The following is an 11,852-nucleotide window of genomic DNA, read 5'->3' on the forward strand; positions in this document are numbered from 1 at the left end:
TCGGAAAGTGACGTACCGCGGCGGCGCATGCCACCTTTCACGTCACACCGGCCTGCGACCACGGCACAATGGCATCCCCGGTCCCGCGAGCCCAGCCATGAGCCATGATGACTCCGCGCTTCCCGTGGTGGCGCACGACGCCGCCGCGCATCGCTTCACCCTGGCCGTGGACGGCCACCAGGCGGTACTCGACTACCTGCAGCGCGACGGCGCGATGGTCATCACCCACACCGGCGTCCCCAACGCCATCGGCGGCCGCGGCATCGCCGCGCTGTTGACCCGGGCGGCGCTGGCGCATGCGCGTGCAGGCGGGCTCAAGGTGGTGCCCGAATGCAGCTACGCGGCTACCTTCATGCAGCGCCATGGAGAATACGCGGACCTGCTGGGATAATCCGCGGCGGACGCGGTTCCGGGCGGAGCCGCGCGATCCATCCACAAGGGAAAGGACATGAAAAGGTCGGGACAGGGAGCCTGTGCGGCGGCATTGATCGTACTGGCGATCGCAGGATGCGGGAAAAACGATGCGCCGGCGCCGGCAGCCGCGCCGGAAGCGGCGCCGGCGGTGGAGGCACCGGTCGATGCCGCGCCGGCGGCGGTGGAGCTGCATGACGTGATCGACACCAATGCCCGCTACGTGCTGGGCATCAGCTACCCGCCTGCCGCCAATGCGCATCCCGGCCTTGCCAGGGCCCTGTCCGACTATGCGGGACAGGCCAGGTCCGAGCTGCTCAAGGCGGTGGACGAGCTGGGCAACGACACCCCCACCGCGCCATACGAACTGTCGCTGGCCTTCGACATGGCCGTGGACACGCCGAAGGTGGTGGCGGTGTCGGCCGAGGGCAGCAGCTATACCGGCGGCGCGCATGGGCAGCCGCTGGTGGCGCGCTTCGTCTGGTTGCCCGAACGGCAGGAACTGCTGACCGCCCAGGCCCTGGTCGATTCGCCCAAGGGCTGGCAGGCGGTCAGCGATTACACCCGCGACAAGCTGCTGGAGCAGGCGATGCTGCGCGCCCAGGGCGAGGACCTGACGCCGGAGGAGCAGCAGGCCCAGGTGCGCAATCTGTCGAAGATGATCGACCAGGGCACCACCCCGGACGCGGCCAATTTCGCACAGTTCGAACCGGTGATGGACGCCGGCGGCCGCATTGCCGCATTGCGTTTCGTATTCCCGCCCTACCAGGTCGGCCCGTACTCCGATGGCACGCAGACCGTGGACGTTCCGGCGTCCGTGCTGCTGCCGCACGTGGCCGCCGGCTACCGGGAGCTGTTCGCACACCCCTGAACCGCGGAGGCCAGCGATGGATGCAGGGCTGCAACGACGTGTCGAAGCACTGCTGCACGAGGCGGGCATCACCCCCGGCGGGGGACGCCCGCAGGACATCGACATCCTCGACCCGCGCTTCCATGCGCGGGTGCTGGCCGACGGCTCGCTGGGCCTGGGCGAGAGCTACATGGACGGCTGGTGGCGGGCGCGTTCGCTCGACACGTTCCTTGCCCACCTGCTGGAGGCGCGGCTGGACGAGCGCGTGCATGGCGGCGGCGAGGTCTGGGACGCGCTCAAGGCCAGGCTGTTCAACCTGCAGGCCGGGCAGGGCAGCTATGAGGTCGGCAAGCGCCACTACGACCTCGGCAACGACCTGTACCGGGCGATGCTGGGCAGGCGGCTGGTCTACAGCTGCGGCTACTGGCGCGATGCCGGCGACCTGGATGACGCGCAGGAGGCCAAGCTCGACCTGATCTGCCGCAAGCTCGGCCTGCGCCCGGGCATGCGCGTGCTGGATATCGGCTGCGGCTGGGGCGAGGCATTGCAGTACGCTGCGCAGCGCCATGGCGTGGAAGGCGTGGGCATCACCATCTCGCGGGAACAGGCCGAGTTCGCCCGCGGACTGTGCGCCGGCCTGCCGGTGGAGATCCGCCTGCAGGACTACCACGAACTGGACGAGCCGTTCGACGCGGTCCTGTCGGTCGGCATGTTCGAGCACGTCGGGGTCAAGAACTACCGCGGGTATTTCGAGGTGGTGCGGCGCTGCCTGCGCGGGGACGGGCTGTTCCTGCTGCACAGCATCGGCAGCAACGTCAGCCGCGACCGCACCGATCCGTGGATCGCGCGCTACATTTTTCCCAACTCGATGCTGCCCTCCGCCGCGCAGATCACCGCGGCGATGGAAGGCCTGTTCGTGCTCGAGGACTGGCACAGCTTCGGCACCGACTACGACCGCACGCTGCAGGCGTGGCGGGACAACGTGGAAGCGGCCTGGGAGCGGCTCGACCCGCGCTACGACGAACGTTTCCGGCGCATGTGGCGCTTCTACCTGGCCGCTTCGATGGCCAGCTTCCGTACCCGCCACGCACAGCTGTGGCAACTGGTGCTGTCGCCGCGCGGGGTGCCGGGCGGGTACGTCGCGCCGCGCTGACCGTCCTGGCGGCAACAAAAAAGCCGCCCGGCGAACCGGGCGGCTTCATGCGGAGGGCCAGTCGCCGGCTTACTTGCTTTCGGCGCCGGTCAGGCCACGCTTCTCCAGCAGCGGCTCGATCTGCGGCTCGTGGCCGGCGAAGTTGCGGAACAGCTCCATCGCATCGACGCTGCCACCGCGCGAGAGCAGGGTCTTGCGGAAATGGTCGCCGTTGGCGCGCGACAGGCCGCCGTTGTCGCGGAACCACTTCTGGGTGTTGGCGTCGAGCACCTCGGACCAGATGTAGGCGTAGTAGCCGGCCGAATAGCCGCCCATGATGTGGCTGAAGTAGGTGGTGCGGTAGCGCGGCGGCACCGGCGCGTAGTAGATGCCGTCCTTGACCAGCGCCTCGTGCTCGAACTTGACCACGTCCTGCGCCGCGGGCACCTGGTCGACGCCGATCTGGTGCCAGCTCTGGTCCAGCATCGCCGCGCCCAGGTACTCGGTGGTGGCGAAGCCCTGGTTGAACTTGGAGGCGGCGATCACCTTGTCCAGCAGTGCCTGCGGCATCGCCGAGCCGTTCTGGTAGTGCTTGGCGTAGTTGGCCAGGATGGTCGGTTCGTCGGCCCACATCTCGTTCACCTGCGAGGGGAACTCGACGAAGTCGCGCGGCACCGCGGTGCCGGAGAAGTAGGGGTACTTCACGTCCGAGAACATGCCATGCAGGGCGTGGCCGAACTCGTGGAAGGTGGTGGTCACTTCGTCCCAGGTCAGCAGCGTCGGCTTGCCGGCCGGCGGCTTGGGGATGTTCAGGTGGTTGGCGACAACCGGCTTGTCGCCGGTCAGGCCCGACTGCGACACGTAGGCGTTCATCCACGCACCGCCGCGCTTGGACTCGCGCGCATACGGGTCGAAGATGAAGATCGCCAGCTGGCTGCCGTCGGCGTCGAACACGTCATAGACGGTGACGTCGTCGTGGTACACCGGCAGGTCGGTGCGCTGCTTGAAGCTCAGCCCGAATTCCTTGCCGGCGGCGAAGAACACGCCGTTCTCCAGCACGTTCTTCAGCTCGAAATAGGGCTTGAGCTGGGATTCGTCGAAGTTGTACTTGGCCTGGCGCACCTTCTCGCTGTAGAAGGCCCAGTCCCACGGCTGCAGCTCGAAGCCAGGCTTGCCGGCGGCCTTCTGCTCGGCGTCGATCATCGCCTGCAGGTCCGCAGCTTCGCGCTTGGCGTTGGCCACGGCGGCCGGGGCCAGCTGGCCGAGCATGGCGTTGACCGCCTCGGGGGTCTTGGCGGTCTGGTTGCCCAGGCCATACGCGGCGTAGTTGGCGAAGCCCATCAGCGCGGCCTTCTGCGCGCGCAGGGTCATGATCCGCGAGACCAGCGCGGTGTTGTCGTACTCGCCGCCCTTGCTGCCGCGCGATACCGAGGCCTCGTAGATGCGGCGGCGCAGGTCGCGGTTGGTCAGGTTGGTCAGCGCCGGCTGGCCGGTGGTGTTGAGCAGGGCGATGACGTACTTGCCGTCCAGCTTGCGCGCCTTGGCGGCCTCCGCGGCGGCGGCGATCTGCTCGGCCGACAGGCCATCGAGCTGCTTGGCGTCGTCGACCACGATGTACGAGGCGTTGACCTCGGCCAGCACGTTCTGGCTGAACTTGGTGCCCAGCCGCGCCAGCTCGGCGTTCATGTCCTTGAGCTTGGCCTTGTCCGCGTCGGACAGCTTGGCGCCGGCCCGCACGAAGTTGTCGTGGTACTTCTCGACCAGGCGCAGGCCTTCGGCGTCCAGGCCCAGCTTGGCGCGGTTGTTGTAGAGGGTCTCGATGCGCGAGAACAGCTTGCCGTTGAGGTTGATGGCGTCGCTGTGGGCGGCGAACCGGGCCGAGTAGTCGGCCTGCAGCTGCTTGCGCGCGTCGTTGGTGTCGGCGCCGATCAGCGAGAAGAACACGGTGGTGGCGCGGTCGAGGATGGCGCCGCTCTTTTCCAGCGCGATCAGGGTGTTGTCGAAGGTCGGCGGCGCCGGATTGTTGGCGATGGCCTCGACTTCATCGAGCTGCTGCTTCATGCCGGCGTCGAAGGCCGGCGCGAAATCGGCGTCCTTGATCTTGTCGAACTGCGGGTAATGCAACGGCAGCGGACTCTCGGCGAAGAACGGGTTGGCCTGCTGGGCGGTCTGCCCGGTGGCGGCGATCGCGGTCAGGCTGTAGGCCGGCAGGGCGACGCCCAGGGACACGGCCAGGGCGAGAGCAAGACGGGTGTTCAAGGTCGGAAACTCCGGAAAATACTGAACCTTCAGGGTAACCCGGCGGCCCGGCCGGCGGGTGTGTCGAATGGCAGGGTTGCGGCGGAACGCCTGCTGTTGCAAAGCCATGCCGGCGATGGCGTACGCTGGGGCTCCGCCTGGAGCCTGCCGTGACCCTCGCCACCGACTTCGAACTGACCGCGCTGGATGGCACGCCGCTGCCATTGTCGGCCTACGCCGGAAAGGTCCTGCTGGTGGTCAACACCGCCTCGCGCTGCGGCTTCACCCCGCAGTACGCGGGGCTGGAGCGGCTGTGGCGCCAGTACGCGGCGCAGGGGCTGGTGGTGCTGGGCTGTCCCTGCGACCAGTTCGGCCACCAGGAGCCGGGCGACGCGGCCGCGATCCAGGCGTTCTGCAGCCTCGACTACGGGGTCAGCTTCCCGATGTCGGCCAAGCTGCAGGTCAACGGCGCCGGTGCCCACCCGCTGTGGCGCTGGTTGCAGCGCGAGAAGCGCGGCGCGCTGGGGATCGCCGCGATCAAGTGGAATTTCAGCAAGTTCCTGGTCGGGCGCGATGGCCGGGTGATCGCCCGCTACGCGCCGACCGCACGCCCGGAATCGCTGGAAGGCGATATCCGGGCGGCGCTGGGCTGAGCGGCTGGCCGCTCAGGCCGGCGTCGCGTCGGCGGCCGCTTCCAGCAGGTCCTGGTGCTGCAGGCGGGTGCGGGTCGGGTCGCCGTCCTGGGCCATCGCCCGCTGCAGGGCGCGGCGGGTGGCAGCGGTGACCAGCGATTGCAGGTCGCGCCCGGACCTGCCTTCGGTGGCTGCGGCCAGCGTGTCCAGCACGTCCTCGATGGCGAAGTCCAGCGGCTTGCCGGCCAGCTGCAGGCGCAGGATGGCGGCACGCGCATCGGCGTCGGGCAGGCCGATCCGGATCTTGCGTTCCAGGCGCGAAAGCAGGGCGCTGTCGATGGCATCGGGGTGGTTGCTGGCGGCCAGCAGGAATACCTGGCCCTGGCGGGTGCCCACGCCGTCCAGTTCCTGCAGCAACTGGGCGACGATCTCGGCGTTGAGCTTGTCCGAGCCATCGCCGCCGCGCGGCGGGGCGATGGTGTCGATCTCGTCGAGGAACACGATGCACGGTGCCTGCGCACGTGCCTTCTCGAACAATTGCTTGACCCGCGCGCCGCCGTCGCCGAGGAACTGCCCCTTGACCTCGGTGGAGGACGCGGCGATGAACGACAGCCCGGACTGGCTGGCCAGCACGCGCGCGATCTGGGTCTTGCCGGTACCCGGCGGGCCATAGAGCAGGATGCCGCGTGGCACCGGGATGTTCATCCGCGCCAGTTCCTCGGCGTGCAGCAGTTCCTTGCCCAGGCTTTCGAACTCGGCGCGGGTGGAGGCGGGCAGGATCACGTCGTCCCAGCCCAGCGCCTGCACCGAAGTCGAATTCTTGCCGCGCAGGCGGGCGATGGCGGCGCTGAAATCCTCCGCCGCCGGGCGGCCGGCCGGGTGGGTGGAGACCACGCTGGTCACCAGCGTGGACAGGTCGCGCCCGGACATGCCGCTGGTCTCGCGCACCAGTGCCTCGGTCACCGGCAGGGCCAGCTGCGCCTTGCCGAATTCCGCCTGCAGGATGCGTTCGCGCGCGGCCGCGTCCGGGGCCGGCAGCTCGATGGACACGGTGAAGCGCGACAGCACCGCGTCGTCGATCAGTTCGCGGCGGTTGGTGGCGCCGATCACCAGCACGTTGCCGCCGCCCTGGTTGAAGCCGTCCCATTCGGCGATGAAGGTCTGCACCAGCTCGTTGCCGAAATTGTCGGTGTCGCGGCTGCCGCGGCGCGCGAACGCGCTTTCGCATTCGTCCACGAACAGGATGGTCGGGCCCTTGCCGCGTGCCTGCTCCCACAGCTTCTTGACCTTGGGGCCGGTGTGGCCGATGTGCTCGCCCTTCAGGTCGGCGATGGTGACGGCGACGAAGTTGCAGTCCACGTGCTGGGCCAGCTTGCGCGCGATCAGGGTTTTGCCGGTACCCGGCGGGCCCCACAGCAGCATGCCCTTGGGCAGCGGCGGCTGGCCGGCGGCGAACCGGTCGACCAGCTTGACCACCTGCTCCAGGGTCGCCTCGGGAATGGCCACGTCCTGCCAGTTGGCCTCCATCTTGTCGAGCGAACCCAGCCGGGTGAGCAGCGACTGCAGCACCTGCTGCTCGCGCTCATGCGGCGCACTGAGCTGCTGCAGTTCGATGATGGCCGGTGCAAACGGTGCCAGCAGCGGCGCCAGCCTGGCAGCCAGCGGCTCCCAGGTGGCGCGGTGGCCATCGACCTCGGCGCGGACCCGCACGAAACCGCCCGGATGGCCGTTGAGCGGCAACCGGATGAAGATGTCCGGGTCCTTGTCGGCGGCGATGTCGGTACCCAGGCCGACCATCACCGCGTGGGAATTGTCGTGCTTGTCGGCCAGCTGCCAGCTGATGCCGAGCTTGTCCGCCGACGGTGCCGGCGCCCGCACCACCGGGTAGGGATGCGTGCGGCCGTCCTCGTGCTTCCTGCCGAAGGCGTTGAGCTGCAGCTGGCGCTTGCCCAGTTCGTCGATCGAGGCCAGCACCGGGGCGGCGTTGCGTCGTACCAGCCGGCGCCGGCCCAGCCACACCAGTGCCGCGTACAGCGGCAGCGCCGGCGGCACCACGGCGCACAGGCCGAACAGCAGGCTCACCGGGAACGGGAAGCGATAGCTGTAGAAGGTGAATACCTGGCTGAGCTGGAAGTACAGCACCAGGCTGCCGAGCATGCCCAGCCAGACCAGCAGCCGGAAGCCACCGGTGCCAAGCGCCGCCTTCAGGCTCAGCGCTTGTCCCAGGGTGCCCTTGCGCGCGGCCTGCAGCGCGTCGCGGCGGGCCTGCTCCAGGCCCTGTTCGAACGCCGGGCGCATGGCCTGGGTGGCCTGGCAGGCGGTGGGGTAGGCGCTGCCGAGCGCCTGTTTGGCGCTGTCGAGTCGTTGCCGGCACTGGGCCAGTTCTTCAAGCAGCACGGTGCGCTGTCTGTCGATGAAGCTGCTGCGTGAAGCGACTGGATCCATGAACTGTGTCCTGTAAAGAAAACGGCCGGATCTTCGTGATCCGGCCGGTACGTTAAACGATCGACATGGCGCTTCAAAGGCGCTGCCTGTAGGTGAATTCCCTACAGGCCTATTTTTCGACGAAGGCGCGCTCGAACACGTAGTGGCCGGGCGAACCGATGCGCGGCGAGACCTCGAAGCCGCGCGCGTCCAGCACGACGCGCAGGTCGGCCAGCATCTGCGGGCTGCCGCAGATCATGAAGCGGTCGTTGGCCGGGTCGAACGCCGGCAGGCCCAGGGTGCGCGGCATCTCGCCGGTTTCGATCAGCGTGGTCAGGCGGCCCTGGTTGCGGAACGGCTCGCGGGTGACCGCCGGGTAATAAAGCAGCTTGTCGCGGACGATGTCGCCGAGGATCTCGTCCTCGAACAGTTCCTTCTCGAAGTAGTCGCGGTAGGCCAGGTCGCGCTCGTAGCGCACGCCGTGGCAGACGATGACTTTCTCGAAGCGTTCGTAGGTTTCCGGGTCCTTGACAATGCTCAGCCATGGCGCCAGGCCGGTGCCGGTACCCAGCAGGTACAGGTGCTTGCCCGGATGCAGGTCGGAGATCAGCAGGGTGCCGGTGGGCTTCCTGCCGACCAGGATGGTGTCGCCGGGCTTGAGGTGCTGCAGGCGCGAGGTCAGCGGGCCGTCCTGCACCTTGATGCTGAAGAAGTGCAGCTGCTCTTCCCAGTTGGCGCTGGCGATGGAGTACGCGCGCATCAGCGGACGGCCGCCTTCGTTTTCCAGGCCGATCATTACGAACTGGCCGTTCTCGAAGCGGAAGCCGTTGTCACGGGTGGTGGAGAAACTGAAGTAGGCGTCCGTCCAGTGACGGACTTCAAGCACCGTTTCGGTGCCGTAAGCGGAAGACATGCCGGGATTCTTCGGGGGGATGTAAACCTGCCCATTCTAGCAAACGGTCCCGATGCGGCCGTAATGCGACCGTTTGTCGCTGCTGCCGGCCGGCCCGGCGATGAGGGGAGTCGCAGGCGCGGCCGCGGCCCGAAAGGGAGGGCCGGCCGGCGCCCCGGGCCGGGGCGGTCAGCGGTAGCCGGCGGCCTGCAGCTCGAACAGTTCGGCGTAGCGCCCGCCCTGTGCCATCAGCTCGGCATGGGTGCCGCTGGCCTCGATGCGGCCATCGGCCAGCACCAGGATGCGGTCGGCCATGCGCACGGAGGAAAAGCGGTGTGAGATCAGTACCGCGGTGCGCTGCGCGGACAGTTCCTTGAAGCGCTGGAACACCTCGAACTCGGCGCGTGCGTCCAGTGCGGCGGTGGGTTCGTCCAGGATCATCACCTGCGCATCGCGCATGTAGGCCCGGGCGATGGCGATCTTCTGCCACTGGCCACCGGACAGGTCCACGCCGTTCTTGAAGCGGCGGCCGATCAACTGCCCGTAGCCGCCGGGCAGGGCATCGATCACCTCGTCGGCCAGCGCCCGCCGTGCGGCGTCGCGGATGCGCGCCGTGTCGGACATCGCATCGACCTGGCCGACGCCGATGTTCTCGCCGGCCGACAGGTGGTAGCGCACGAAATCCTGGAAAATCACGCCCATGTTGGCGCGCAGGTCGTCCAGGTCGTAGTCGCGCAGGTCGCGCCCATCAAGCAGGATGCGGCCCTCGTCCGGGTCGTAGAGCCGTGCCAGCAGCTTGACCAGGGTGGTCTTGCCGGCGCCGTTCTCGCCGACCAGGGCGATCACTTCGCCGGCACCCAGCCGGAAGTCGAGGTGGCGCACCGCCCACCGCTCGGCATCGGGGTAGCGGAAACCCACGTCCTCGAACACGAACCCCTCGCGGATCGGGCGCGGTACCGGCAGCGCATCCGGGCGCGAGCGTATCTCCGGCTCGATGGCGAAGAACGAGAACAGGTCGTCCAGGTACAGCGCCTGCCCGGCGACCTGCGAAAACCCGGTCAACAGGCCTTCCAGCAGCTGCCGCAGGCGCAGGAAGCTGCCGGACAGGAAGGTCAGGTCGCCGATGCTGAAGTCGCCGCGGATCGTGCGCCAGGCGATGTAGGCATAGGCGGCGTAGTAGCCCAGCGTGCCCAGCGCCGCCAGCACCGTGCCCCAGAGCGCACGCTTGCGCGCCAGTTTGCGGTTGGCCTGGTAGAAGCGCCCGGCCAGCAGTTTGTAGCGGTCGATCAGGAACCGGTGGAGGTTGAAGATCTTCACCTCCTTGGCGGTTTCCACGCTGGCGCCGACCTGGCGCAGGTAGTCGAGCTGGCGCCGCTCCGGGGTCCAGCTGTAATTGAGCGAATAGCCCAGCGTGTTGAAGTGCGACTCGCCCAGGAACGCCGGCACCAGCGCCAGCGCCAGCAGGGCGATCAGCCACGGCGCGTAGGCGACCAGGCCGGCGGCGAAGCTGATCACGGTGACCATGTCCTGCGCCTGCCCGAGCAGCTGGCTCATCAGGTTCATGCGGCCCATGGTCTGGCGCCGGGCGCGGTCGAGCTTGTCCTGCAGTTCGGGGTCCTCGAAGTCCTCCAGGTCCAGTTCGGCGGCGTGCTCCATCAGCCGCACGCTGGTCGCGTTGGTGAACAGTTCGGACAGCAGCGCATCGGCGTAGTTGACCACCCGCCCCAGCAGGTCCGAGCCGATGGCGATTGCCAGTTCCAGCGCCAGCAGTTCCAGCAGCGTGTCCAGGTGGCCGCTGGCCAGCGCCTCGCCCAGCGGCGGCATGGCGCCCGCGCCGGCCAGGCGCACCGCCTCGTCGATGATCAGCTTGCCCACGTACAGCATCGCCACCGGCAGCAGCGCGCGCAGCAGGCGCAGGCACAGGCTGGCCAGGGTCAGCGCCGGACTGGTCTGCCATACCTGCCGCAGGAATGGCGGCAGGTTGCGCATGGCGTTCATGCGCTCGCGGAAACTGGGGCGCTTGCCGGGGGCGGAAACGGGAGCAGACGGCGCGTGCGGCATGCGGGACTCGGGGGGCGGGGCCGGTTCAGATTAACCGTTGCCCGCCGCGGTCAGTCGTTTTCGTCCAGGTCGATGTCGGCCCTGCGGGTCGCATCGCTGTCGTCCGGGTTGTCGCGCACCGCACGGCCGCGCGGGCCGAAGGAGTGGCTGCCGCCGTCGATGTTGAGGTGGCTGCGTACGCCGCGCACGCCTTCGATCGCGGCCACCGCGGCCTCCGCCTGCCGCTTCGCCGCCGCGTCGGGCACGTCGCCGGAGAGCGTGACCTGGCCCTCGCTGACCTGTGCCAGCACCTGCGAGAAGCGGCCCTGCGCACCCAGCGTGCGTACCACCTCGTCACCGATCAGCGTATCGGAACGTTGCGCGGCCATGGCCGTCTCCTGCCGGAAGGGGACTCGAGCATGGCGCGGTCGCCGTGAGCGCCCCGTCACCTCAGCGGCGCGGTCCCTCGGGGGGCGGCGGGTCCGAGGACTGCAACGCCACCGGCAGGTGCCAGCCGTAATGCATGGCCATCATCCGCAGCCCGAAGCACAGCCCGGCGCCGGCCAGCGCGCACGGCAGCGGCGGCAGCCCGAGCCAGTAGCCGAGCGCCACCACCGCCGCGCCGGCCAGGGCGGCCACGGCGTACAGCTCGGCCTGCAGCACCAGCGGCACCTGCGCCAGCAGCACGTCGCGGGCGATGCCGCCGCCGATGCCGGTAAGCATGCCCAGCGCCGCGGCCATCGGCGGGGCGATGCCGAACGCCAGCGCTTTCTGCGTGCCGGCCACCGCGAACAGCGCCAGGCCCATCGCATCGAACATGCGCACCGGGTACTGCATGCGCTCGATCAGTGGCGCCCGGAAGAAGGTGATGATGCCCGCGGCCAGGGTGATGGCCGGATAGCGCCAGTCGCTGATCGCCGCCACCGGGGTGGCGCCGATCAGCAGGTCGCGGGTGATGCCGCCGGCCAATGCGGCGGCGAACGACAGCACCAGCACGCCGAAGATGTCCAGCCGCCGGCGCACCCCCATCGTCGCCCCGGACAGGGCGAAGACGAAGGTGCCGATGAGGTCGAGGATCAGGACCAGGGTTCCCATGCGGCCGTATTGTGCGGCCTGCCGCCGGTGGAGGCCATTGCGGCCAGCTGACGTACCGGCGGGAAGCGGTTCGGCCGCCGTGGCGGTCCCCCTGGGCTCCCGCCATGGACGGCAGGGTGGACAGGAAACCGCCGGGAG

Annotated in this window: 10 protein-coding genes; 4 read left to right on the forward strand and 6 right to left on the reverse strand. The window is 68.9% G+C overall.

Annotated elements, in window-relative coordinates:
* Positions 1–97: 97 nt before the first annotated feature.
* The 3 genes from ABB33_RS10510 to cfa are packed head-to-tail and all read left to right on the forward strand — an operon-like array spanning position 98 to position 2,414.
* Positions 98–391, forward strand: a complete 294-nt coding sequence (locus tag ABB33_RS10510; RefSeq protein ID WP_056932065.1) for a GNAT family N-acetyltransferase — start codon at positions 98–100, stop codon at positions 389–391.
* 57 nt (positions 392–448) lie between these two features.
* On the forward strand, positions 449–1,282 hold the full coding sequence (locus ABB33_RS10515; RefSeq protein WP_056932066.1) for a DUF3298 and DUF4163 domain-containing protein: 834 nt from the start codon (positions 449–451) through the stop codon (positions 1,280–1,282).
* A gap of 16 nt (positions 1,283–1,298) precedes the next feature.
* Positions 1,299–2,414, forward strand: coding sequence for a cyclopropane fatty acyl phospholipid synthase (cfa, locus tag ABB33_RS10520; protein ID WP_056932067.1), 1,116 nt, complete (start codon positions 1,299–1,301; stop codon positions 2,412–2,414).
* Positions 2,415–2,483: 69 nt separating this feature from the next.
* Here cfa and ABB33_RS10525 read toward each other — a convergent pair whose 3' ends face one another.
* Positions 2,484–4,652 (reverse strand): M3 family metallopeptidase, encoded by a 2,169-nt coding sequence (locus ABB33_RS10525; RefSeq protein WP_056932068.1) that lies wholly within the window; start codon positions 4,650–4,652, stop codon positions 2,484–2,486.
* A gap of 149 nt (positions 4,653–4,801) precedes the next feature.
* Between ABB33_RS10525 and ABB33_RS10530 the strand changes: the two genes are divergently transcribed.
* Complete coding sequence (locus ABB33_RS10530) at positions 4,802–5,284, forward strand: glutathione peroxidase (RefSeq protein WP_054665335.1); 483 nt, start codon at positions 4,802–4,804, stop codon at positions 5,282–5,284.
* Positions 5,285–5,296: 12 nt separating this feature from the next.
* Here ABB33_RS10530 and ABB33_RS10535 read toward each other — a convergent pair whose 3' ends face one another.
* The 5 genes from ABB33_RS10535 to ABB33_RS10555 all read right to left on the reverse strand — a co-directional run bounded on the left by ABB33_RS10535 (position 5,297) and on the right by ABB33_RS10555 (position 11,714).
* On the reverse strand, positions 5,297–7,708 hold the full coding sequence (locus ABB33_RS10535) for an AAA family ATPase (RefSeq protein WP_056932069.1): 2,412 nt from the start codon (positions 7,706–7,708) through the stop codon (positions 5,297–5,299).
* A gap of 109 nt (positions 7,709–7,817) precedes the next feature.
* Complete coding sequence (locus ABB33_RS10540; protein ID WP_056932070.1) at positions 7,818–8,600, reverse strand: ferredoxin--NADP reductase; 783 nt, start codon at positions 8,598–8,600, stop codon at positions 7,818–7,820.
* A 168-nt stretch (positions 8,601–8,768) separates the two neighbouring features.
* Positions 8,769–10,640: an ABC transporter ATP-binding protein gene (locus ABB33_RS10545; RefSeq protein WP_054665342.1), complete on the reverse strand. Its 1,872-nt coding sequence runs from the start codon at positions 10,638–10,640 to the stop codon at positions 8,769–8,771.
* Between the two features lie 50 nt (positions 10,641–10,690).
* Positions 10,691–11,008, reverse strand: coding sequence for a BON domain-containing protein (locus ABB33_RS10550; RefSeq protein ID WP_056932071.1), 318 nt, complete (start codon positions 11,006–11,008; stop codon positions 10,691–10,693).
* 61 nt (positions 11,009–11,069) lie between these two features.
* Positions 11,070–11,714, reverse strand: a complete 645-nt coding sequence (locus tag ABB33_RS10555; protein ID WP_056932072.1) for a trimeric intracellular cation channel family protein — start codon at positions 11,712–11,714, stop codon at positions 11,070–11,072.
* Between the last annotated feature and the right edge of the window lie 138 nt (positions 11,715–11,852).

The organism is Stenotrophomonas acidaminiphila (assembly GCF_001431595.1).
Taxonomy (GTDB): Bacteria; Pseudomonadota; Gammaproteobacteria; order Xanthomonadales; family Xanthomonadaceae; genus Stenotrophomonas; species Stenotrophomonas acidaminiphila.

Excerpts from the sequence above, each read along its gene's own strand:
- ABB33_RS10510 (WP_056932065.1), top strand. The coding sequence starts at position 98 with ATGAGCCATGATGACTCCGCGCTTCCCGTGGTGGCGCACGACGCCGCC.
- ABB33_RS10515 (WP_056932066.1), top strand. The coding sequence starts at position 449 with ATGAAAAGGTCGGGACAGGGAGCCTGTGCGGCGGCATTGATCGTACTG.
- cfa (WP_056932067.1), top strand. The coding sequence starts at position 1,299 with ATGGATGCAGGGCTGCAACGACGTGTCGAAGCACTGCTGCACGAGGCG.
- ABB33_RS10535 (WP_056932069.1), bottom strand. The coding sequence starts at position 7,708 with ATGGATCCAGTCGCTTCACGCAGCAGCTTCATCGACAGACAGCGCACC.
- ABB33_RS10540 (WP_056932070.1), bottom strand. The coding sequence starts at position 8,600 with ATGTCTTCCGCTTACGGCACCGAAACGGTGCTTGAAGTCCGTCACTGG.
- ABB33_RS10545 (WP_054665342.1), bottom strand. The coding sequence starts at position 10,640 with ATGCCGCACGCGCCGTCTGCTCCCGTTTCCGCCCCCGGCAAGCGCCCC.
- ABB33_RS10550 (WP_056932071.1), bottom strand. The coding sequence starts at position 11,008 with ATGGCCGCGCAACGTTCCGATACGCTGATCGGTGACGAGGTGGTACGC.
- ABB33_RS10555 (WP_056932072.1), bottom strand. The coding sequence starts at position 11,714 with ATGGGAACCCTGGTCCTGATCCTCGACCTCATCGGCACCTTCGTCTTC.